The following is a 22,545-nucleotide window of genomic DNA, read 5'->3' as shown; positions in this document are numbered from 1 at the left end:
AAACAGTGTTGCTCCTTTAAGAATTCTACGTAAAGCGATCAACCTTCCTGTCATGCATATCTGCTAACCATTCCTATAAGGGAATTCCTTTTATTCAATAGGCAAGTCGTGCTGTTTTAAGAAAGATAATTTATCCCAGTAGCCTCTTTGAAATAAAATTTTATCATTTACTATTTGAAAAAAACCGCAGCCTCTCAAACCTAAGGGGTCACGCCACTCTAAAATTGCCCATTGTCCATCTTCGAAAATGTTCTCAACGATACAAACCATGTTTGCGTTAGAAAATTCTTGCTCAAACATCTGCTTGATCGCTTCTTTCCCAATAACTGGCTCATTGGCAACCTGATGGTTTATTGCATTCTCATCATATAATTCTGAAATACATTCTACATCTGCCTGATTAAACGCATCAACCCATTGGCAAAGTATTTCTTTTGGCTTCATATAAATCCCCCTCGAAATGTAATCATCTGTGTTCCAATCGCAATAAAAAAAGCAGCTAATTTGTACCAATATATTCTACTTTTCCAATTCATTCAAGACAATATCGAGGAAACGAATAAGAATTATCGATCTTTCACATCGTTTACTCTTGTATAAGTACGGGGTACCTGAATCGTGGCATGTTCCGCTTTACCTGTTTCTTTATTCCATTCACATGAGTCATGCCATTTGAATCACTAGTAACCATTGCTTTTAATGGTAGCAACACCACTAAACCTATTCAACCACTTTATTAATTTATTGAATACGGTATACAGCCCCTCTTTCTTTTTATACGCTTATCATCGAATGAGAAATCATGGGTAAGTAAACCGCGACGCTTAGGGCTAGTTGAATAGTGAAATCAAAGATGTACTATTTACCATGTTAGGTCCTCAAAGCCTGCAACTATTCTCTTATAGCAGATCATCAAAACCCGATCCATTTCAATATTTATATAAAATAAAACAAAAAAGCGAGAACCCAATGGATTCTCGCTTGTTAACGTCAATTAACCTTTAACGATGTTTGTTGCTTGTAAGCCACGTTGGCCTTCTTCAACGTCGAAAGTCACTGCTTGACCTTCTTCTAAAGTTTTGAAGCCGTCGCCTTGGATAGCTGAGAAGTGAGCAAATACATCATTGCCGTCTTCACCTGTAATAAATCCAAAACCTTTATCTGCATTAAACCATTTTACTGTACCGTTATTCATAAACGTATACCTCCATATTACACATCGACTGTGTTTATTTGTTTGTAATAGAAAATGATGTGTAATTGAAGTGTGTATCAATAGAAAAGATAAACAAGTATTAACATATCAGAACTTTACCCATTCATCATAGCATGGTTAAAATAAAATAGCAAATAAAGTTGGCTTTTTTTCTTGATAAAAAGGTAAATTGTTAAAAAACCTTATGATTAAGCCTAGCAATTGCTTTATCTGGAAGAATCAAAAATCAAAGAGTTGCGCCGTTTGAAGCAATTACTTTTTTGTACCAATCAAATGACGCTTTCTTGATGCGTTTCTTTGTGCCATTGCCTTCATCGTCTTGGTCAACATAGATAAAGCCATAACGTTTCGACATTTGTGAGGTTGAGGCACTAATGATATCGATACAGCCCCATGCCGTATAGCCAAAGACCTCGACGCCATCATGCAACGCTTCATTGATTTGTTCAATATGCTGACGCAGATAGTCGATTCGATAAAAATCATCGATGGTGCTATCTTCGTTTACGACATCTTCTGCTCCCAAACCGTTTTCTGCAATAAACAAAGGTTTTTGGTAGCGGTCATAGAGTTGATTCAATGCTGTTCGCAACCCTTTGGGATCGATCTGCCAGCCCCATTTACTGCTTGGCAAATAGGGATTTTTAATCCCACCAGTGATCAGATTCCCGACAGCACTTTCCAAGCGTTCTGGATGCGCGCTGACTGCGCTGGACATATAGTAACTAAAGGAAACAAAATCAACCGGGTTTTCTCGGATGATTTCTAAGTCTCCCGGTTCGATCACCAATTCCACTCCTTTTTCTTCAAACATGCGGTTGGCATATGCTGGATAATAGCCTCTTGCCTGCACATCACTGAAAAAGAGTGAGGTTCGTTGACTTTCGACTGTTTTTTGGACATCGTCCGGATCACAGCTGTACGGCGTTAATAATTGATAGCTGATCATACAGCCGACCTTGGCATCGGGAATCAATCGATGGCAATAGTCAGTCACGATTGCGCTGGCGACAAATTGATGGTGTGCCCCTTGGTACTTGTCTTGTTCAATATTAGGATGACCTTCTTCAATAATCCCGACGCTAACATATGGATGGTGTTTGACACAATTGATTTCATTAAAAGTCACCCAGTATTTGACTTTCTTTTGGTATCGCTCAATCACCGTCTTGGCAAAACGGACGTAAAAGTCGATCACTTGCCGGTTTGGCCATCCTCCATACTCAGTCACTAAATACAAAGGCATCTCATAATGGGATAGTGATACCACTGGTTCGATCCCATACTTCAAACACTCATCAAAGACTGCGTCGTAAAATGCCAATCCAGCTTCGTTTGGCTCTACCTCATCCCCCTTTGGAAAGATCCGTGTCCAGGCAATTGACATCCGATAGGCTTTGAAGCCCATCTCAGCAAATAAACGAATATCTTCTTTAAAGTGATGATAAAAATCGATTCCCTGTCTTTTCGGATAGTATTTCGTGCTGTTTGGATCCTGTGCTTCTGCAACTTGCTGATGAGTCATCATATGCCATTGGTCCGTCCAACGCTCTTTCGGCATTGAGGAGTCGAATAGATAAACATCAGAAACTGACAAGCCTTTTCCATCGATTCCAGAACCTCCTTCAACTTGGTTGGCAGCTGTTGCTCCTCCCCAGAGGAAATCTTTTGGAAAATAACTTTTCATTTTACTTGCCGCCTTTCAAAAATGATTCGTACGCCAACGCTTCCCCATTCGTGGCGATCACTTGCTGATAATACGCAAAACTAGCTTTTTTCTTGCGGGAAAGATCTCCGCTACCATCATTTTGCTTATCGACATAGATAAAGCCGTATCGTTTTTCCATCTCTCCTGTCCCCGCAGAAACGATATCGATCGGCCCCCACCATGTATAGCCTAGAATCGTGGCGCCATCTTTGATCGATTCCGCCATTGCTTCTACATGGTCTTTCAAATAGGCCATCCGTTCTTCATCGACGATCGATCCATCTTCATTGACAACATCCTTTAAACCAATTCCATTTTCAACGATAAATAATGGTTTTTGATAGCGATCAGTCAATTCGCTGCAAACATAGCGTAATGCCAGTGGATCGATCGGCCATCCCCAAGCAGTTTCTTTTAGGTAAGGATTCTTTTTCCCTAGTAATCCGCCAGTATTGCCTAAAATTTTCATGCCTGCTTCATGCAATGAGCTGCGGTAAAAACTAAAGCCTAAATAATCACAGGTCCCCGCTTTAATGATCGCTAGATCTTCTTCTGTAATGTCCAGCAGCAGATGATTATCCTTCACGATGCGGTCGAAGTATTCCGGATACGCTCCTCGCAATTGCACATCACTATAGAACAAGGAACGACGGCGCAGTTGATACGATTCAAAAACATCTTGCGGGTTGCACGTCGCAGGGTAAATCGGGCTTAGTGACAGCATACAGCCAATCTGATTGTTTTCATCTACTGCCTTCCCATTCAGAACTGCTTTGGCACTTGCAACAAACATATTATGACTTGCTTGATAAAGTGCCTGTAATTTTTCTTCTTCAGTCTCGAAAGAAAACACATCGATACCTGCTGCGAGTAACGGGATCGTATGGGTATGGTTGATTTCATTGAAAGTCATCCAATATTTCACTTTCCCTTTGTAGCGTGCAAAAACCACTTTTGTATACCGATCAAAAAAATCGATCAGCGCACGATTTTGCCAACCACCATATTTCGTCACCAAATGCAGTGGCGTCTCAAAGTGGGCTAACGTAACAACTGGTTGGATCCCTTTTTCATTCAAAGCATCAAATAAATCATCATAAAATTGTAAACCTGCTTCATTGGGTTCCGTTTCATCCCCATTCGGAAAAATGCGACTCCAAGCAATTGAGGTACGCAAACACTTCAAGCCCATTTCCGCAAACAGTTCAATGTCTTCTGGGTACCGATGATAAAAGTCGATGGCTTCATGGCTCGGATAAAAGTTATCCTCTTCAAGCTGCAGTGAAACTTGCTCAATACGTTTTTCACCAACTGGTAAAATATCGGCTACACTTAATCCTTTTCCTCCTTCCAAATAAGCTCCTTCGGCTTGATTTGCGGCGATCGCGCCGCCCCATAGGAAATTTTTTGGAAATACACTCATGAAATCGCTCCTTTTAATAAATCATTTGCTACCAAAGCGGTAACGTCTTTTTTCGCTTGATCCACAACTGTCAATGCATCTTCTTTGATCACACTGGTAAAGACCAACATGGTTGTCGGATCATATCCTTTTTCAATAATTTTTGCTAAGTCAAAGGTGCCAATTTTTTGCCCCTTCACGACTTGATCCCCTTGTTTCACCGAAATCTCAAACACGCCTTTTGCTAAATCAACCGTGTCTAAGCCGATATGAACCAACACTTCCGTCCCAGCAGCTGATTGGATCCCAAAAGCATGTCCAGTTGGAAAAACTGTCACAACCGTACCAGTAAGTGGCGCATAAATATCGCCGGCTGATGGATAAACGGCTAATCCATCCCCCATTGCTCGAGAAGAAAACACTTCATCTTTGACATCATCAAGCGTGATCGCTTCACCAGCAACTGGTGTCATCACTTGCAGCCCTGCACCTTCTTCTAAAACAGGTTCTAGCGTTTCTTCAAATCCTAATACATAGGTCAAAATAGCAGTACCGAAGAACGCAAAGGCAATGCCGATCAAATAGTACACAAAGGTGTCCCCAAAGAAAGCTGGCAATGTCGTCAATGCTGGGAAAACATAGACGATGGCCTTGGTTTGCATCATTCCCATAAACGCACCAGCAAGGGCACCAACGATGGTTTGAGCAATCAACGGCTTTTTAAATTTTACCGAAAGTCCATAGACGATTGGCTCTGTAATTCCGCCAAGCAATGCTGGAAGCAAGGAAGATAGCGCCAGGCCTTTGGTTTCTTTTCTGCGAGAGCGTAAAAATACACCTAAAGCAACCCCAGCACTCGCAAATGTTGCTGCTGCGATCATCGGGCGCAGCGTATCATAGCCATATACCGCTAGGTTATTGACCATGATCGGTACAACTCCCCAATGGATCCCGATCATTACTAAGAATGTCCAACCGCCACCGATCAACAAGCCAGCCAACAGCCCGCTCTTGTCGCTGATAAAGTTCATGGCATTGCCTAAACCGTCTCCAAGCATTACACCGACCGGTCCAATGATCAAAACGGTCAAAGGCACCATGATCAAAAGAGCTACTAGTGATAGAGCAAAAATCTCGATACTCTTAGGAATGATCCGTTTGAGTAGTCGTTCCAAATGCGAGTAGATATAGATCGAAACGATCGCTGGAATCACGGTACCCGAATACCCCATCAACACAGCTGGGATGCCAAAGAAATCGACCGTCACACCGTTTTCCGTCACCATTGCTGTAAAATTCGGCTCCAGCAACGCCCCAACGATTGCTAAAGCAATAAACATATTGACTTTGAAAATCCGCGCTGCACTGATCGCTAAAAATAAAGGCAAGAAATAAAAGACACTATTGCCAGCAGCAGCTAATATTTTATAGGTGCTTCCTTCCGTATCCATCAAATGATAGGTTGTAAAAACAACTAGCAAAGCTTTCAACATCCCTGCCCCTGCAAGAGCAACAATGATTGGATTAAAGATCGCAGACAATACATTGAAGAATCGGATAAATACATTGCCTTGTTTTTCTGTTGATTCTTCGGCATCCCCATCACTTTCCAAAGCATTTTGGATCGAATACTTACTCATGATCGTTTGAAAAACATCCGCTACATGATTACCGATCACGACTTGAAACTGGCCATTTCCTTCAATGACAGACAATACCCCATCAAGCTGCTGAATCTTATCCTTATTTTTTCGTGCCAACTCGACATCTTTCAACTTAAAACGCAATCTAGTGATGCAATGATACAGGCTAACGATATTTTGTTCCCCACCGACCTGTGCTATAATTTCACTAGCAAGTTTTGAATAATCTTTTGCCAAATGACTCACTCCCGTGTTTGATTTATAAAGCGCTTTATGGCGTTACTATAGCAGATTTTTTTCTCTCACCTGCGAAAGTTCGCAATTTGGAAACTGCTTACAAGAAAGGAAAGAAAATGGGCCTCTTAATCATTCGTTTATTGAATCTTTTAAATAATGCACCCACTGATTCCACCAACTACTATATCGGTTTGACCATGATCAACCATTATGATCAGATCCAAACTCTAAGCATTGGTGAATTTGCTGCTCTTTGCCATGTGTCAAAGTCAACCGTTTCAAAATTCGCTCGCACCTTGGGCTTTGATGATTATGGCGATCTAAAAGACAACGCTGCCTTTATCGAGAATCGCTTCAACAATCCCCTGAATTATCGTTCGAATATTTTGTCTGCCTTAGAGCAAGAGGGCGTAGACTCCTATTTTGACGCAGTTGTACAAGACATCGATTATCTGCGTCATCATCTTGATCTGCCAGCCATCGAACGGGTCGCACAAGCAATTGTGACCCATAAAAATGTCTTTGCTTTTGGAATTTTATTCTCAGAATCAGCTGCTATTGATTTCCAGATCAAACTAGCATACAACGGCAAGTTCATTCGGACCTTCCAAGACGATCTCGTACAGGAAGAAATCATCAAGACCGCTGATGAAGAATCGCTGTTTATCATTTTTACCAACTCCGGTGACTACCTAACGAAACAGCAAATTCGAAATGGAACACCACGAAAAGATTTCTTCGATCGAACCAAAGCCAAAGTCATCGTGATCACCGCTAATCCACAGATCTCGGAACTGCCCTTTGTCCAAGAAGCAATCATCTTCCCTCATCAAACCCATTTTCAAACCCATGCTTTTATGTATCAGTTCATCATGGATTTGATCGTATCGAAGTTCAAGCAGTTGACTGATCGAAAGCGCATGTAGTAATGATCCTCCATTATAGAAGAAGGGCATTTCTTCCATAATGGAGAGTTCTTTGTGAATGAGATGTCTCATTCATTCGTAAGCGTCACTCATTTATTCCCAGTTTTTTTGAAATTTTTTTAATCCTAGGCTGCTATTTATTAAATTTCTCCTCATTTATGTTTTTTGTTTCACAAACTTCATCTCGGTATGGTATAATCATTTTGTTTTTAAGAAAACTATGGGAATACAAAGGAGAAGGAAACATGAAAAAAACTAAAATCACTTTAATCGCTGCATCATTGCTTATGGGAGGCACTCTTTTAGCTGCATGTAGTTCAGATAACGATACAGCTGCAAGCTCATCATCATCAACAGCAGCTTCAACTGCTGCATCAACTGAATCATCAGATGACGTTGTTTCAACTGCTTCTATCAGTGACCAAACTTCAGTGATCGAAAAAGCATTGAGCGCAGATGGTAACTGGATCGTTGCTGTAACTGGCGACATGACATTTGATAACGATGTAACCGTTGATGGCGAATTCCACGACAAAGGTGACGACTCTGCTGATATCTACCGTAAATTTGCATTGTACTCACAAGATGAAGACCGCAACGTAACAGCTGAATACACAGTAACTGTTCCTAAATTGATCGTTAACTCAGAAAACTTCAACATCGTTCACGGTGTAATCAAAGGTGACGTTGAAGTGAATGCTAACGGCTTTGTATTGAACGGTGCAAAAGTTGAAGGTAACGTAACATTCACTTCAAAAGAATTCCAAGATTCAGCAACACTTGACGAAGATGGCGCTTCTGTAACAGGTGACGTAACAGTTAGCGAATAATCTTTCACTGGATTTCTGTGAAATAGATGAACAAAAAACGAGGTTGGCAAGTCAATCGTTGATCCCTTGCCAACTTTTTTTGTTTTTTTATAAACAATTGCATCCGCTCTCATTACTAACATTGTGTAAGTAAGAACAAAGCCCAAGAAAAAAAACTGGCTTGCTTACGCAAAACCAGTTTCTTCTTTAGGCGCTTATTCTTCAATAACTGCCCACTTGTAGTCATATTGCGCACCAGCACCGTGTGATACGACCCCTTTTACTTTTGGTGCACGTAAATGAGCTTCAACGTTTTGGTACACAGGGATGACCCCTTGTTGATCCATAATGATTTTCTCTGCATCTAACAAGTCTTGCCAGCGAGCATCTGGATTGCCAGCGTTTGTCGTGGCAGACGATTTCACTGCTGCATCGTACGCCTCACTTGTCCAACGACCGCGGTTGTAGGAATTGTCGGTAACAAACAAATCAGTAAAGCTGCTAGCATCCGCATAGTCAGCTCCCCAACCACCCATGACGACATCAAAGTCACCTGAGTTTGAACGATCTAAACGAACGGAGAAAGGAACAGGACTTAGGCTAACTTTCACCCCATCCAGCGTGTCTTGAATCGCACTTTGAATATACTCAATGGCCTTTTTGGTTGAATCTGTATCAGAAGCCAAAATTTCAAAGCTCAAGGAATCGATTCCTAACGCCTCTTTGGCTTTTTCCCAATGTTCTTTGGCCTTTTCTTGATCGTATTCAATGACACTTTCCGCTTCATCGACAAAATCAGTATTATCAGTTGGGTTAAAGGTCATTCCTTTTGGTATCAATCCTGTGGAAGCCAATGAACCGTCCCCTAAAATCGATGTCACTAATGCATCACGATCGATGGCATAAGAGATTGCTTTACGCAAATCCTCATTGCGGAATGGCGAATCTTCTTCGCGCTGATTCAACTCGATATAGGAAGTACGGGCTAATGGTTCTGACACAAACGCTTCATCATTGGCCATTTGCTGTGCCAATTCTCCTGTTAAGATGACGTCGTCTGCTTGCCCATCTTGGAATAGATTCAAGGAGGTCGATGATTCTTTTACGACACTAACATTGATGGTATCAAGTTTCACCGTCTCTTTGTCCCAATATTGATCGTTCTTTTCATATGACCATTCTGTATCGGTTCCTGGCCCATCAAAGCCAGCCAACACAAAGGGTCCATTGTAAACGGCATTGTCGCTCGTTGAAGCATATTGATCGCCGTTGTCTTCTACGACTGCTTGGCTTTGTGGGAAGAAGGATGGAAATGCCAATAAGTATTGGAAGTATGGCGTAGGTGTCGTCAGCGTGATTTCTAATTCATAGTCACTGACTGCTTTGATCCCCAATTCTGAGGCATCTTTTTCACCTGCTGTTATCGCTTCGGCATTGGTTACGGGCGCAAATAAGTACGCATACTCAGAACCTGTTTCCGCACTTACGGTGCGTTGCCAACCAAACACATAATCCGCTGCCGTTACTGGTTCTCCATTTGACCATTTGGCATCTTCTCGTAGTTTCAATTTATAGGTCAGACCATCTTCACTGACTTCCGCTAATTCGGCGGCACCTGCTGGTTCGGGCTTACTATCAGCATCTAAGCGGTACAACCCTTCATACACATTATTTAAAGCACTGAAACTGATCGTATCGGTGGCTAAGGATAGATCGGCACTCGGCATTTCTTGTTGAACCACAACATTAAAAATTTGTTCGGCAGCTGCTGTCCCACTACCACTTGAACTTTCACCTGTACTTGATGTCCCTCCTGTTGAGCAACCTGCTAATACGATTCCACAAACAGCGACGACACCATATCCCCATTTTTTCTTCATCTTACCTACCCCTTATGAAAATCCAAAATTTTCAGAATTATTACAAAGCTCTGAATGTAAATAAGATTTTAATAAAAATTAATTATAAAAGCAAGCTATTTTTCTCATTTTATTATTATTTATTTTTTATGTTAACACAGCATGTTATTATTTATGACACAAAAACAAAAAACACAAAGCGAAAAAGATCTCGCTTTGTGTTTTTTTATCTTTGGATAGAAACGTGGATTACTCCATTTTATAGCTTTGACGCGTCACTTTCCCCTCTCGTACCGTAGCGATAATAGTTGGCACAGCCCCAATCGCCGTAAAGAGATAGACCAGACCTAAGTTCCCGTAATATTGACTCGCTTCCAAATATCCTTCACGAATCAAATCAGGTAAAATACGGAAGGCATAGAAGACATCAACGTCCGTGTAATAATTCGCTACACTGATCGACCAGTCGATACGATTCCCGACATAGACCATGATGATCATGACGATAATACTACTAATAATACCTTTTGTGCTGAGTTTTCCACCTAATAATTCATACCCTTTGATGGCACAGATCGCCATCGCGATCCCAGACAATGCAGCAACATACCCAAGTTGTCCCAATAAAATAATTGCGCCGGCACCAATCAGTGAGCCAAGAAACGCACCCACGGTTCCAGCTAACCAATTTTCTTTTTTCTGCCCTTTTTCCCGTTCTTGCGCAAGGACTGCTTCTTGTTGTTTCTTAAAGCAAGCTTCACAGGCAATGACGGGAGCGCCGCCAATAGCATACAGCGAAACCGGCTCAGTGACCGCGCCGCAGAAGGTACAAGCATTTTGGAAGCCTTTCGTCTTCAAAAAATTCGTCAACTGGTCCAACGCAGTACGCAACTTGTCCACGGTTTTCCCTGCAGTCATCGCTCCGCGTAATGTATAGGCAACTTGATATCCTTGGATCACACAGTCGATGATCTCTTTTGACTCACTTAAAACTTCTTTGACTTCTTCTTGGTTGGGAAGTTCGCCATCTTTGCTAAGTGAAAAATGAGCCACTAGAGAATAACTATTGTTATTCTCTTGAACTAAAAAAAGTTTATAACTATGATACGTTCCATAAATCACCCCAGTGGAAGTATCAACGGAGAGCCCCAACGGCTCGGCAAATTTGGTCAATGTCTTCTCGATCTTCTTATTCATTTTTCTCCTTCTTTCCAACAAACACTTACCTTTTTAGGTATAGCTAAAAGTTTAAGGAGAGTAGAAATGAAAGTCAATCAATTTGTTCAAAAAACCTAGTTTTTTTATCTATTCTGTGACAAATCGCCACAACGCATCAGTAACCCCATGGTCTGTATTGCTAGTCGTCACAAAATCAGCTTTTGCTTTGACCAATTCAGGCGCATTCTCCATCGCAACACCAATACCAGCTGAAGCAATCATTGGCAGGTCGTTAAAATTATCGCCGATCGCTAAGGTTTGCGCCAGCGGCACTTGAAAATAGGCCGCCAATTCATTTAGCGCCTTATCTTTTCCCACAGCTTGATGAGTGACTTCCAAATAATTCTCTTTGGATAAGTAAAAGGCGCTTTCTAAAAATCCAGCGTTCTGGCAGGCAGCATGAAGCGCTTGGATTTCTGCCATTGTGCCAATCAAAAGAAACTTATGAACCTCAAAAGCTTCTTGTGCCAACAGTTGTTCTAATGAAGTTTCTACAGGAGTCTCTTTGGTGATCGCCGCTTCTGCTCGTGCCCATTGGTCCACTCTTTCGCAATACCACTGATCACCAGAGTAGACATTGATGGAAACACCAGGAAAATCAGCTTTGATGCGCGCAACCAAAGTTTTTGCTTCTGCTTTTTTGACCTCATGACTGAAAATCGGTACCAGTGTGCCCTTTTGATCGTACCCTCCAATCAAGGCACCGTTGTAACAAGCCAAGGGCCAGTCTTCTATCCCTAATTCTTGAGCTATCGGTAGCATTCCTTTCGGGGAGCGAGCGGAAGCCAAAACAAAAGGAATCGCTTGCTGCTTCAATCGTTTGATTTCTTCAATCAAATCCAGATCGATTTGATGCTTATGATCCAAGATCGTCCCATCAATATCACTTAAAATAAACCCTATCTGCTTTTTTTCCAAATAAACCATCCTTTCCCATTCCCCATCCTTTTTACGAAAGCGGATTGAGCCATCGCTTTCGACCAAAATAAGCGCCGTTTCCATAAAACGAAAACAGCTTCCTTGTCCTTCTTTGCTTCCAGTTTACCATACTAGCCAATGAAAAAAGAGTGCATCGCTGCACTCTTAGGAAGTATAGATATAAAACTCGATTTCCTTCTTGATCGGTTTTTTGATCCAGCGTTTCACAGCAGCTGCCCGCTTCAAGCCCATATGCTCATAAAAACCGAAATTACAGGTGGTATCGGTATAAAGGAAAAACGGAACCGTTTTTTCCTGCTGGACCATCGCTAAAAAGGAAGTAAAGAGCTGCTTGCCTACACCCAATCCTTGTGTTTTGGGACTAACGGCAAACAAACCAACTTCGGTCTGAAAAGGAGTTTGTAAGTCTTTCAACATCGCTTGATTTAACTCAGCCACCTCCTTGGCATAATGCAGCAGCGTGTTTCTCCCTTCTTTCGTAAGCAGTAAGCAGCCAGCATGCCAAATCGTTTTCCCCCAATAGCGCGCTGGATGAAGCTTCTTCCCTCTCTTACTATCTGCTAATAAGATACCGACAGCTTCACCATTTAAAAGAGCCACCCGCGAATAGGTCGCACGAGCAAGTTCATAACACAAAAAGACATGAGCAAAGTGCTTGGCGGTCTTCTTGTCAAATTGCTTGTCGTAGTTCCAGCTATCAATAATTACTTGCACAAGCGCAGGCAGATCTTCTCGTTTAAATGGTCGATACGTTACTTTTTTATTCATTCTATCTTCCTCCCAGTAGTTGACTATCCTTAGTATAAAGTTTACAGTAACTGTAAAGTCAAGGAGGAACGCCATGAAAACCAAATTAAAAGTATCGGAAATGGCACGCTTCGCGCGGATCAATCCTCGGACACTCCACTATTATGACGAGATTGGGCTATTTCAACCAAACAGCAAAGACGAGAACGGGTATCGGTATTATTCCCTTGATCAACTTTTGGATCTCGGATTGATCCTGTCATTGAAAGAATTATCGATGCCCTTAAAAGAGATCCAAACAGCGCTGCAGGGGGATGCCGAGACCATGAGAAACTTATTGGAAGCCAAGCGGCAAACCATCGATGAAAAAATTCAGCAGTTGACCAACATCAAAAAAATCATCGAACGAAAAGCTGCGGATTTGCGCCTGGCTGCAGAAAAAACTTCCCCCTTCACCTTGAAGGAAAAGCCAGAGGAATATTTCTCCCTCAGTCCTAGATTAAACGGCAGCTCCATCCCAGAGATGATCACCCAAGCCTACGACCTTTTGATGGCACAGCCTTATCTATTCTCGAATAACGAGTACGGTTTTATGATTCGGACGAACAAAGACGATACGCAAGACATCGACTACGTTTACGTGCGGCAAGAAGAGCCGCACGGGACTTCCTTCGTGAAACCAGCAGGATGCTATTTAACCGCCATTTATCAGGGGGATGACGAAGGATTGAAGCAGTTCTATCAAAAACTCAAGCAGCTGATTGCGACGCACCAATGGCAAATCGATGACTACTTCTATGAACGATCGATCCACGAAACGACCCTTAGCAACGAGCAAGCTTATTTGACAGAGATCCAAGTTCGGATTTTATCTGAGGAATAATGATTCGTTTAAACTGCGCTAAAAAGTAAATAAAAAGCGCAACGACAACGAGCAGCTTCTTTCGCCTCGTTGTCGTTGCGTTTTATTTAAATCAAATGGTTTTCTTTCAACAGATCGCCAATGTAGGTATGTTCGGTTTTCTTAACAAAGCCTTCCAAGAGTTTCCGTTCGATAAACGGCAGCTCCATTTCCGTAATTTTTTTCTTATCGGTCAGATAATAGACAGCTTTGGCCAAAGTACGTAGATCATAAGCGGAAGCAAACACTTCTGGTACCCCACGTTCCACATCTAATAGCTGATAAACAGCCTCCATTGCAGTCCGAACGGAATATTCTGTTGTAAAAACAGTGTCTCGTTCAGTCTCTGCGAAATTACCGATAAAAGCTAAGTTTTTGGAGCCATTTGGAATAACCAATGGCCGATCCCCTGGTTCACGCAGCATGAAGTAAGAAGTGATAAACGGCATGTAGACTGGAACTGCCACACTTGATTCTTTTGAAATGCGTTGGATTTCTGCTTCTGGCACGCCTAAATGGTAAAGCAGTTCTTGCACGATTTCTTGTCCAGAACATTGTTCAATTGGTTTTTTGATGTAGTTTCCTGGTGTATTTGACAACAAGCCATACACCCATGTGATCGTTTGTTGGTCTTTTTGTTCTTTAAAGTGCGGTTGGCGATGGGTCGCAAAGCTCATCATCCAATTGGAATCTTTGATGGTGATGATCCCGCCAGTGACGATTCTGCCTGTTCGTAACTTGCGATGGGTCAATTTTTCTAAATAAGGTTCCACATCAAAATTCTGCCAAGTCACGGTTGCCGAAACAAACCAGCTTTCTTCAGGTAAGTTTTCATAAAAGACTTCTGGATGACCAAACTCAGGCGATTGCGCCGCCAAGTTTTTCCATAAACGCCAGCTGCCACCAGGTGCTTTTGAGATAGGCGCTGGAGTATAATGGTCCCCTTGCGTGGAACTTTCAGTGATCGATCCGTTGGTAACAAAGACCAAGTCATCTTCTGATAAAGGAATTTCTTCGATTGCCCCCGCTTTTTCTAGCACAAGTTTTTGAGCAACTTTTTCCTCGCCCACGATCCGAACATCGATATTGCTGACGGTGCATTCATATTGGAAGTCAACTCCTTGTTCTTCCAAATAAGCAAGTAGTGGTTTGACCAATGACTCATATTGGTTGTAACGGGTAAATTTTAACGCAGTAAAATCAGGCAAGCCATCGATATGGTGCACAAAACGCAACACATAGCGGCGCATTTCAATCGCCGAATGCCATTTTTCAAAGGCGAACATCGTACACCAGTATAGCCAAAAATTGGATTCAAAGAATTCATCGCCAAAAACATCTTCGATTTTTTTCCCGATCAATTGATCTTCTGAAGTCATAAATAATTGGGTTAATTCTTTTTGTGCTGTAGCAGACAAGGTAAATTCTCCATCATCTGCTGCTCGTTGGCCGCGATTGTGAATGATCCGACAGTTAGACGAATTTGGATCATCGTGGTCCAACCAGTAAAACTCATCTAACACCGAAGCATCTTCCACCTCCAAAGATGGAATCGAGCGAAATAGATCCCACAGACACTCAAAATGATTTTCCATTTCTCGACCGCCGCGGGTCACAAATCCATCATGGGGAATGAATTTTCCGTCCAATGAACCGCCTGATAAAGAAAGTTCTTCAAGGACGTGGATTTTCTCACCCGCCATATGGCCGTCACGGATCAAGAAGACTGCCGCAGCAAGTCCTGCTAATCCCCCACCAACAATATAGGCTTCTTTCTTTTCGACATCTTTCGGTTTTCTGCTTCTTGCAAAAGCTTCGTAATTTCCGTTCGTATATCTCATGTAGATCCCTCCTAATATTGGTACGTTTTTATGGTATCAGTAACTATTTTTTTTGACAAAAATTTGTACTAGTAAAAACAAGTGATTTTGACAAATCGGCCTTTTTGTCAAAAAAACAGGGCAAAGCCCACCTTTTAAAAAGATCTGCGCCCAACCCAAAAAGCGCCCCTAAGAAAACTGATGGCAGCTTTCTTAGGGGCGCTTCTAACAAAGGACAAACCCTTTGCCTATTCAATGAAACATTTATTTCACTCGTAGAGCGAAGCTAGCAGTCGAAAAGCCTGATTGTGCTTCGGTGACTGTATAACCCGTGCTTGGCGCATGGATATAGCTTGTATTACTTGTAGCGATCGCTACGTGGTAGGTATTCCCTTTTTGACCCCAGAACAGCAAGTCGCCAGCTTGTGCTTGCGAGACAGGAATGATCGTCCCTGCGCTTTCTTGTGGGACTGTCCAATCACCGATGTTTTTGCCCGTCACTTTTAAGAAGACGTAGCGTGTAAACCCGGAACAGTCGAAGACATCTGGTCCTTTGCCTCCCCATTGATAAGGAGTGCCGATATGTTTTCTAGCTTCTGCAACGATCGCTGCTCCGTTCACGCTCATCGGAACATTGGTATTGCCTGCGTTGTTATTGTTGCCAGGAGTCGTTGCACTGACTTCCTTCACATACGCTGAAGATACCCAGCCACCCGTTGATAACTTATACCAAGTGGCATTGCCATTGACTGACGTTCCTTGTTTTTGAGCGACTGCTTTGAAGGTCGCATTGCTGCCCAAACTGCTGACTACACTTGCAGAAGTCGATGCATTTGAGCGCACATTCATACCAGTGGTTGTTTGGAACGTTTTATTGATGGCTTGCTCACTCGCATTGCTTGAGCCGTTTGATGAACCGGTGTTGCTTGAACCTGTGTTTGAATTATTGTTATTACTTGTATTTCCAGAACTAGACGTGACGTCACGTACATATGCCGCTGTGATCCAGCCACCAGTCGATACTTTGTACCAAACATTGGTGCCGCCAACGGATGTGCCATTTTTCTGGGCAACGACCTTCACCGTCGTACTGTTGCTTAGGCTGCCAACGACACTACCACTTGTTGAGGCACTCGAACGGACATTCAATGTCGCTGTTGTTTTCACGTTCTTGTTGATAGCCGTTTCTGCAGAAACACTTGTGTTGCCGCCAGAAGAACTATTGCCTGTCGAGCTGCTGGAAACATCTTTGACATAGGCCGCCGTGATCCAACCGCCAGTGGACAATTTGTACCAAGTGGTCGTGCCATTCACCGACGTTCCACTCTTTTGTGCAACGACTTGTACTGTCGCATTGCTGCTTAGTCCACGTACGACACTAGAACTAGTCGTTGCATTTGAACGGACGTTCAATGCAGTGGTCGTTTTCACTGATTTCGAGATTGCTTTTTCCGATGAAGACGACGACGAATTGGACGAGCTAGTATTGGCAGAAGAAGAGCCTGAGGTGCTTTTCACATAAGCACCTGAGATCCAGCCCCCTGTTGATAGCTTATACCATGTTGTATTGCCATTCACTGAGGTACCGTTCTTTTGAGCCACCGCAGTGATTGTTGTATTTGCTCCTACACCACTTACGATAGAGGCACTTGTTGAAGCATTTGAACGAACATTCAGTGAAGCTGTTGTTTTAAATTGTCGATTGATCGCCGTTTCAGCTGACGATCTGGCAAGAGTAGCAGTTGTGTTGGTTGATGACGAAGCGTTTGTCGTTTCGGTCGCATGGGCAAGAGACGTAAAGACACCTGAAGTCGATGCTAACGCTGCTGTGATACCCAATCCTTTTTGTACGAAAAGGGACCGTTTTTGTTTCACTAAACGCTTACGTTTGATTTTCCGAGATTCCAATAAAACACCCCCTGTACCCCATTTTAACAAAAATTAATATTTTTTGATATTGTTTTCGTTTTGTATTTTTTTAATTTGCGTTTAATAAAACGTGTCATTTATTTTCCTGCGTTATTCTTTTTGATCACTTTCTCTTTGGTGTTGCTCAATGGCACACTATTTACAAAGATTTCTATAAACTACAGAAAAATGCTATTTCATTCAACGTTATTTTAATTCGCGAATAAAAACAGGATTTTTTTTGCAAACAAACCCACTTTTTGAAAAACAAGACTGTTATTTGAATAACATTTCTTTCCTGATCCCCTTTTTTAAAAATCGATACTAAAACCACCCAATTATCATTCCTTTTTTTCACGAGGGATTCTGTGAAAAAGTTGTTTCAAAAAGAACGCTTCTTTCACCTGTGTGATCGACGCTATGATAAAATCCTGTTATATCGCTTCCAACCGCATGCGAATTTCTTGAGAGAGAAGTCCCTCATCTCTGCCAAAAGAAATATTTTCACAATGTATTTCACGAAAAAGATTATAATACCAAGGAGAAAACCAAGGATTTGCATAAATTTGTGAAATCATGCTATACTTAAAAAAAAGGAAGAGGTGACCGAGTATGAAAACAAAGACGAAAGAAAAAGTGTATGCTGAACGACAACATAACTATAAAACGAAAAAAGAAGAGATTTTCAAAAAAGCCCTAGATTCCGTACCGACCACAGACAAGAAAAAAGAAGAACAGAAAAAGAAAGCGTAGACTCCTGCGTTTTCTTTTTCTGTTGATTTATAAAAAAGACGAGACTTCACCGATTTTGGCGAATCTCGTCTTTTTCACAATTTTTTTTGTAAACACATGATGCTCCCTATAACTGCCATAAATCCTACTAGCTCCACCACTGTGAAGTGATCATGAAAAACAATGATCGATAAGAAAGCAGCCAGCAGTGGCTCAACTGCTGTTAAAACTGTTGCAAGTGTTGAGGATAAATAGCGTAAACTTGTTAAAAAAATCAAATACGCTAGTGCTGTTCCAAATAAAATGACCACCAGCAAATAAAGAATCACTTGAACGTTCAGTTGACTACCTATCTGCCACATTGGATGAACCACATTCCCCAAGCCTCCACCAATCAACATCCCCCAGCCGACAATTGGTAAACTCCCATATTTTTGCAAGAGTTTACGCGGCTGTATAGAATAAAAAGCTAGTGATATCGCTGATGCTAACCCCCAGCCTAGCGCAGATTGGGAAGTCGCTAATTGCTCAATCTGTCCTTTTGATGCCACAGCCGTCACGCCAAGTAAGGTTACCAATAACCAGAAACATGTCTTTAAAGAGGGGAACTGCCTTTTGGCTATCGCAGCATAGAGTAAAACAAAGAAAGGTCCAGTATATTGAATAATCGTTGCAAATGAAGCATTGCTTTGCTCAATCGTTTTAAAGTAGGTAAATTGAACGAGAAACATGCCTAAGAAAGAAAACAAGAGCAGCTGAATGAAGTCCTTTTTCTCACGAAATGGGGAAATCAATCGGGCGCGATCCTTTAACCCAATACTTAGCAACAAACACCCTGAAAGAACCAATCGTGTTGAAACGAGCCAATTTGCTGAAATACCATATTTTGTAAATAAAATTTGTCCAGCGATGCCAGAAACTGCCCACAAAGCTGCTGCTGAACAAGCATAAACAATCCCAACTGTTTTTTTCATAAAAACTCCTTTTGTCTTTCGCTTAACTTTGTTAGTATTATACCGAATCAGATAGTGAATTTTTGTCAATATCCTGATTGTTTTTAACACTATTAAGTAAAAAGGTGGTGCGGTATGTACTTTGAACGCACAGAAGAAAACGAAGAAACGACCAAACATACAACTACAAATCGCTCCTTTGCAATTTATCAACGTTGCTTGCAACAAAAGCGTGGCGACCAATTGCCTCTACATTGGCATGACGAGCTGCAAATCGTATGGGTCGAAGAAGGTAGCTTCATGTATACGATTGACGACGAGCAAATTTTGCTAAATAAGAATGAGGCGATCATTATTAATAGCCGTGTACTCCATGGTGCTGTTTTAGCTTCAGAAAACGTCCGATATTGCTGCTTTGATTTTTCTTCAGGCTTTATTGCTGACCCTGTTTTTAAAGAAGCGATCGAACAATTAGTCCACGATCGCACCCGCAGCTATCGGCGCTTAACCTTAACAGCCCAACATCAAGCATTTGTTCAAACCGTGCGTCTGCCTCTGCTTATTGAACAACGATTTACTCTCTATGAATTGTTTTTAGCTGCCCTTTCACAGCTAATGGCTGCAAGGCCTGCTTCACCCAAGAAAGAAACTATCTACTTAATGCTGGCATTTGTCCATCAGCATTATCAAGAACCATTAACGGTTCCTGCGATCGCTAAAGCTGCTGCCATCAATACACGTACTTGTACCGCCCTTTTTCGGCAATACACGACATTGACCCCAATCAACTATCTGATTGATTATCGATTGTCTCAAGCCAAAAACCTATTGATCGAAACGGATGAGCCTGTCTCAACCATCTGCTACCACGTTGGCTTCAATCACTTGAGCTACTTCAGCAAAAGATTTCAGCGTAAATTTGGTTTAACGCCGCTGCAGTATCGCAAGACCTATCGCGAAGATGATAGAAATTAGCTGATCGGTACCAACAGAGCCTCTCATCTAGATAAATTTTGCTATATTCTATAAGCGTTTCAGTACTTTTTTCACTTTTACGCTCATTGGTCCATAAGAATCTCTTTGAAATCCTTTTCTAAAAACCACACACCCAATATTTAGTAGGCGAAAACATGTTCCTACAACATATTGTGGATAAACCTGTTGAAACTGTGCATAACTAAAAAGCCTGCGATTTTTTCGCAGACTTTTTTATTTATTGACATGCTTGGATTAATCTAGAGATAAATAATAGCTCACATTATCTGGTAACGGCTTAAAGCCATTCTTTTTATAAAAATCCGCTGCTGGCATACTTTCTTCGGTATCTAACAGGATCGTTGGAATCTCTTTTTTGAGCAGATCTTCTTTGATCCTTTCTAAAAAAGTGGAACCCAAGCCTTTTCCTTGGTGCGTGCCAGTAATTAAAAAAGTATCGATCACATACTCTTTTCCTTGATACCAGGGCTTGATAAAGCCTAATGAAAGACCAATCAATTCATTCGATGCTCGGTCTATTAGTCGATAACCAATAAAAGTATTCATTGCCATCATTGATGATACATAGTCGGTGATTTGCGGCACTGTCAATTGGTCATTCCATGGTTCTGCTGAAAATACGGCAATATAGTGGTCCACGACTTCTGCTAAATCCGCCGTGGTTAATTCACGCATGCTTACATTCTTTTCCATCCTATCTCCTGCTTCCATTTCTATTTCGGTAAGGGCCTATACTCGAGGAATCCACTAGTTTTTGTGCGTGTATCAATTATCGATTCGTTTGGCATAGCCATTGCCATAACTCGTATAACGACGCTTTTGGTTGACGGCCATTTTTTTATGAATCTCTACTTCAAGATCGATGGAAAGGATTTCCGCTAACCCAAGAAGATAAATCGCCACATCCGCCAATTCTTCTCCTACCTCTTGTTGCTTCCGATACGCGTCAAAGGCTTCCCCTACTTCACCATATAAAGCCAAAAACTCTTTTTCAATATTTGTGACATTGAATTGGTGATCGATTTTGTTTTGATAAATCGCTTTTTGCATTTCTGAAAGTTTCATAGTCGCTCCTTTTGGGATAGTATACCATTTAATTAAAGTTCAAAATAGAAACTTAGTAAAAAAATCACCTCAAAAAATAGTGACCCCCAAAACGTTAGAATTTTGTTCTAACTTTTGTAGGTCACTCTAGTATAGGATTCATCCTGTTTTGTTTATTCTGCCCGCTCCAATTCAGCAGATTTGATTGCAACCCGTTGAGCGATTTTTAAAAATGGAAAATAGATTGCTACACAAACGACGATGATGATCACTTGAACCAAAACAACTTTAAAATCCCCTTTTGATGCCAATAATGCACTAAGAATTGGTGGTGTCGTCCAAGGAACCATCACGGAAAGCGGCTCAATGAATCCTACTGCGGTAGCAAAGTAGCCAATCAACGTCGCAACAATTGGACTTGCAACGAAGGGAATGATCATTGGTAAATTGAAGACGATCGGTAAACCAAAGATGATTGGCTCGTTGATATTAAAAATACCCGGAGCTAGGGATAGATTGACGACATCTCGAAAAGGTTGGTAATTGCGAACGAATAAGAGCACTGCAATGATCAAGCTGATCGTAAACCCAGTCCCACCTAGTTGAGCAAAAACCGTCACGAATGCTGAATTTAAGATATTGGGCGGCGCAGCGCCTTCTTGCACGGCTTGCATGTTTTCATTCATATTGACTAACAGCAATGGATCTAACAAGGTGCCATTGATGACGGTTTGGTGAATGCCTAAAGTAAACAGAAAATTGCCCGTTGAATAGATGATCAAGAACCCAAAAATCGATGTGTTCAATAAACGCAGGGGTTCTTGGATCACTGTTGAAATGATTTGAATCAGGTCTGTATCAAAGGCTGCTAGCACGGTCGCAACTACGGCAAAGAAGGAAATCACCAAAATAGCAGGGATCAACGTGCTGAAGGATTTGCTGACGGCAGGAGGAACTTGATCCCCTAAATTGATTTTTAAGTGCTTGTTTTCTGACAGTCGAATAAATAATTCCGTGGCAACTAACCCACAAATGATTCCAGAAAACATCCCTTTGGTCCCGACATCGTCAAATAACATCACACCACTGATGGTCACTTCTGCTTGAGCGCCTTCTGGCATCACGGCATGAGCCATCGCCAACATGACCACTAAGCAAGTCGTTGCCACAAAGGTTGCATTGATGGCGCTCGGATTGTTTTTGTTGCGGCAAAGAAAATAAGCAATCATCGGGGCGATCAGCAGACCGGCGATATTCAATGTTCCATTGGTGATGGAATTGCCAAACACTTGCATTCGCGCCAAGGCAGCCCCTTCTAAAAACCATGGAAAGAAGACATTATTAAACAACACAGCGATCCCTGCGATAATAAAGGCAGGCATTAAGGTCGCAAACGCATCACGAAGACTTTTGAGATGAACCTGATTGCCGAGACGGACCGAAAACTCTGTAAATTTATCTAAAAACGTGCGCTTTTCTGCTGCCAT

General features: G+C 41.8%; 20 protein-coding genes. 5 read left to right on the top strand and 15 right to left on the bottom strand.

The window, feature by feature from the left end:
• Positions 1-90: 90 nt before the first annotated feature.
• From IGI71_RS04240 to IGI71_RS04220, 5 genes are all read right to left on the bottom strand, one after another.
• Complete coding sequence (locus IGI71_RS04240; RefSeq protein WP_005225332.1) at positions 91-444, bottom strand: nuclear transport factor 2 family protein; 354 nt, start codon at positions 442-444, stop codon at positions 91-93.
• A gap of 550 nt (positions 445-994) precedes the next feature.
• The gene (locus tag IGI71_RS04235; RefSeq protein ID WP_005225331.1) at positions 995-1,195 is read right to left on the bottom strand and encodes a cold-shock protein; all 201 of its coding nucleotides are present in this window, start codon (positions 1,193-1,195) and stop codon (positions 995-997) included.
• 247 nt (positions 1,196-1,442) lie between these two features.
• A complete protein-coding gene (locus IGI71_RS04230) occupies positions 1,443-2,903 on the bottom strand; it encodes a glycoside hydrolase family 1 protein (protein ID WP_010747634.1) in 1,461 nt (486 codons plus the stop codon).
• A gap of 1 nt (position 2,904) precedes the next feature.
• A complete protein-coding gene (locus IGI71_RS04225; RefSeq protein ID WP_016610579.1) occupies positions 2,905-4,347 on the bottom strand; it encodes a glycoside hydrolase family 1 protein in 1,443 nt (480 codons plus the stop codon).
• A complete protein-coding gene (locus IGI71_RS04220) occupies positions 4,344-6,215 on the bottom strand; it encodes a beta-glucoside-specific PTS transporter subunit IIABC (protein WP_080646951.1) in 1,872 nt (623 codons plus the stop codon). Before IGI71_RS04220 ends, IGI71_RS04225 begins: the two co-directional genes overlap by 4 nt.
• A gap of 107 nt (positions 6,216-6,322) precedes the next feature.
• Here IGI71_RS04220 and IGI71_RS04215 point away from each other — a divergent pair, with 107 nt between their 5' ends.
• Together IGI71_RS04215 and IGI71_RS04210 are read left to right on the top strand one after the other, a co-directional pair.
• The gene (locus IGI71_RS04215) at positions 6,323-7,132 is read left to right on the top strand and encodes a MurR/RpiR family transcriptional regulator (RefSeq protein ID WP_005225327.1); all 810 of its coding nucleotides are present in this window, start codon (positions 6,323-6,325) and stop codon (positions 7,130-7,132) included.
• Positions 7,133-7,377: 245 nt separating this feature from the next.
• Entirely contained in the window at positions 7,378-7,962 is a 585-nt protein-coding gene (locus IGI71_RS04210) for a polymer-forming cytoskeletal protein (protein WP_010747631.1), read from the top strand.
• 194 nt (positions 7,963-8,156) lie between these two features.
• On the opposite strand, the gene IGI71_RS04205 is transcribed toward IGI71_RS04210, so the two are convergent.
• From IGI71_RS04205 to IGI71_RS04190, 4 genes are all read right to left on the bottom strand, one after another.
• Positions 8,157-9,821 carry a peptide ABC transporter substrate-binding protein gene (locus IGI71_RS04205; RefSeq protein WP_010747630.1) on the bottom strand — a complete coding sequence of 555 codons (1,665 nt, stop codon included), beginning with the start codon at positions 9,819-9,821 and terminating at the stop codon, positions 8,157-8,159.
• Positions 9,822-10,049: 228 nt separating this feature from the next.
• The gene (locus tag IGI71_RS04200; RefSeq protein WP_060792887.1) at positions 10,050-10,997 is read right to left on the bottom strand and encodes a hypothetical protein; all 948 of its coding nucleotides are present in this window, start codon (positions 10,995-10,997) and stop codon (positions 10,050-10,052) included.
• A gap of 108 nt (positions 10,998-11,105) precedes the next feature.
• Positions 11,106-11,945 (bottom strand): Cof-type HAD-IIB family hydrolase, encoded by an 840-nt coding sequence (locus IGI71_RS04195; RefSeq protein ID WP_430616182.1) that lies wholly within the window; start codon positions 11,943-11,945, stop codon positions 11,106-11,108.
• Positions 11,946-12,101: 156 nt separating this feature from the next.
• Positions 12,102-12,725: a GNAT family N-acetyltransferase gene (locus IGI71_RS04190; protein ID WP_010747627.1), complete on the bottom strand. Its 624-nt coding sequence runs from the start codon at positions 12,723-12,725 to the stop codon at positions 12,102-12,104.
• A gap of 73 nt (positions 12,726-12,798) precedes the next feature.
• Between IGI71_RS04190 and IGI71_RS04185 the strand changes: the two genes are divergently transcribed.
• Complete coding sequence (locus IGI71_RS04185; RefSeq protein WP_010747626.1) at positions 12,799-13,587, top strand: MerR family transcriptional regulator; 789 nt, start codon at positions 12,799-12,801, stop codon at positions 13,585-13,587.
• 86 nt (positions 13,588-13,673) lie between these two features.
• On the opposite strand, the gene IGI71_RS04180 is transcribed toward IGI71_RS04185, so the two are convergent.
• Complete coding sequence (locus IGI71_RS04180; protein ID WP_010747625.1) at positions 13,674-15,446, bottom strand: oleate hydratase; 1,773 nt, start codon at positions 15,444-15,446, stop codon at positions 13,674-13,676.
• A 243-nt stretch (positions 15,447-15,689) separates the two neighbouring features.
• A complete protein-coding gene (locus IGI71_RS04175) occupies positions 15,690-17,333 on the bottom strand; it encodes an SH3 domain-containing protein (protein ID WP_010747624.1) in 1,644 nt (547 codons plus the stop codon).
• A gap of 612 nt (positions 17,334-17,945) precedes the next feature.
• Here IGI71_RS04175 and IGI71_RS04170 point away from each other — a divergent pair.
• Positions 17,946-18,086, top strand: coding sequence for a hypothetical protein (locus tag IGI71_RS04170; protein WP_005237363.1), 141 nt, complete (start codon positions 17,946-17,948; stop codon positions 18,084-18,086).
• 74 nt (positions 18,087-18,160) lie between these two features.
• Here IGI71_RS04170 and IGI71_RS04165 read toward each other — a convergent pair whose 3' ends face one another.
• On the bottom strand, positions 18,161-19,039 hold the full coding sequence (locus tag IGI71_RS04165) for a DMT family transporter (RefSeq protein WP_010747623.1): 879 nt from the start codon (positions 19,037-19,039) through the stop codon (positions 18,161-18,163).
• A gap of 114 nt (positions 19,040-19,153) precedes the next feature.
• On the opposite strand from IGI71_RS04165, the gene IGI71_RS04160 reads away from it, so the two are divergent.
• Positions 19,154-19,993, top strand: a complete 840-nt coding sequence (locus IGI71_RS04160; RefSeq protein ID WP_010747622.1) for an AraC family transcriptional regulator — start codon at positions 19,154-19,156, stop codon at positions 19,991-19,993.
• A 255-nt stretch (positions 19,994-20,248) separates the two neighbouring features.
• Here IGI71_RS04160 and IGI71_RS04155 read toward each other — a convergent pair whose 3' ends face one another.
• The 3 genes from IGI71_RS04155 to IGI71_RS04145 form a co-directional block, all read right to left on the bottom strand.
• Positions 20,249-20,707: a GNAT family N-acetyltransferase gene (locus IGI71_RS04155; RefSeq protein ID WP_010747621.1), complete on the bottom strand. Its 459-nt coding sequence runs from the start codon at positions 20,705-20,707 to the stop codon at positions 20,249-20,251.
• 72 nt (positions 20,708-20,779) lie between these two features.
• The gene (locus IGI71_RS04150) at positions 20,780-21,079 is read right to left on the bottom strand and encodes a MazG-like family protein (protein WP_010747620.1); all 300 of its coding nucleotides are present in this window, start codon (positions 21,077-21,079) and stop codon (positions 20,780-20,782) included.
• A 152-nt stretch (positions 21,080-21,231) separates the two neighbouring features.
• Positions 21,232-22,545 (bottom strand): PTS sugar transporter subunit IIC, encoded by a 1,314-nt coding sequence (locus IGI71_RS04145; protein ID WP_010747619.1) that lies wholly within the window; start codon positions 22,543-22,545, stop codon positions 21,232-21,234.

Origin of the sequence: Enterococcus sp. DIV1279b, from assembly GCF_050531515.1 — a bacterium.
Classification (GTDB): Bacteria; Bacillota; Bacilli; order Lactobacillales; family Enterococcaceae; genus Enterococcus_D; species Enterococcus_D casseliflavus.
Note: the sequence above shows the minus strand (reverse complement) of the source record. Positions and strands in the feature narration are given on the sequence as shown.

What these genes read in the sequence shown, in the direction of transcription:
- IGI71_RS04240 (WP_005225332.1), bottom strand. Translation starts at nt 444, where the DNA reads ATGAAGCCAAAAGAAATACTTTGCCAATGGGTTGATGCGTTTAATCAG.
- IGI71_RS04200 (WP_060792887.1), bottom strand. Translation starts at nt 10,997, where the DNA reads ATGAATAAGAAGATCGAGAAGACATTGACCAAATTTGCCGAGCCGTTG.
- IGI71_RS04155 (WP_010747621.1), bottom strand. Translation starts at nt 20,707, where the DNA reads ATGGAAAAGAATGTAAGCATGCGTGAATTAACCACGGCGGATTTAGCA.
- IGI71_RS04145 (WP_010747619.1), bottom strand. Translation starts at nt 22,545, where the DNA reads ATGGCAGCAGAAAAGCGCACGTTTTTAGATAAATTTACAGAGTTTTCG.
- IGI71_RS04205 (WP_010747630.1), bottom strand. Translation starts at nt 9,821, where the DNA reads ATGAAGAAAAAATGGGGATATGGTGTCGTCGCTGTTTGTGGAATCGTA.
- IGI71_RS04230 (WP_010747634.1), bottom strand. Translation starts at nt 2,903, where the DNA reads ATGAAAAGTTATTTTCCAAAAGATTTCCTCTGGGGAGGAGCAACAGCT.
- IGI71_RS04180 (WP_010747625.1), bottom strand. Translation starts at nt 15,446, where the DNA reads ATGAGATATACGAACGGAAATTACGAAGCTTTTGCAAGAAGCAGAAAA.
- IGI71_RS04150 (WP_010747620.1), bottom strand. Translation starts at nt 21,079, where the DNA reads ATGAAACTTTCAGAAATGCAAAAAGCGATTTATCAAAACAAAATCGAT.
- IGI71_RS04195 (WP_430616182.1), bottom strand. Translation starts at nt 11,945, where the DNA reads ATGGTTTATTTGGAAAAAAAGCAGATAGGGTTTATTTTAAGTGATATT.
- IGI71_RS04190 (WP_010747627.1), bottom strand. Translation starts at nt 12,725, where the DNA reads ATGAATAAAAAAGTAACGTATCGACCATTTAAACGAGAAGATCTGCCT.
- IGI71_RS04160 (WP_010747622.1), top strand. Translation starts at nt 19,154, where the DNA reads ATGTACTTTGAACGCACAGAAGAAAACGAAGAAACGACCAAACATACA.
- IGI71_RS04185 (WP_010747626.1), top strand. Translation starts at nt 12,799, where the DNA reads ATGAAAACCAAATTAAAAGTATCGGAAATGGCACGCTTCGCGCGGATC.
- IGI71_RS04215 (WP_005225327.1), top strand. Translation starts at nt 6,323, where the DNA reads ATGGGCCTCTTAATCATTCGTTTATTGAATCTTTTAAATAATGCACCC.
- IGI71_RS04210 (WP_010747631.1), top strand. Translation starts at nt 7,378, where the DNA reads ATGAAAAAAACTAAAATCACTTTAATCGCTGCATCATTGCTTATGGGA.
- IGI71_RS04225 (WP_016610579.1), bottom strand. Translation starts at nt 4,347, where the DNA reads ATGAGTGTATTTCCAAAAAATTTCCTATGGGGCGGCGCGATCGCCGCA.
- IGI71_RS04165 (WP_010747623.1), bottom strand. Translation starts at nt 19,039, where the DNA reads ATGAAAAAAACAGTTGGGATTGTTTATGCTTGTTCAGCAGCAGCTTTG.
- IGI71_RS04235 (WP_005225331.1), bottom strand. Translation starts at nt 1,195, where the DNA reads ATGAATAACGGTACAGTAAAATGGTTTAATGCAGATAAAGGTTTTGGA.
- IGI71_RS04170 (WP_005237363.1), top strand. Translation starts at nt 17,946, where the DNA reads ATGAAAACAAAGACGAAAGAAAAAGTGTATGCTGAACGACAACATAAC.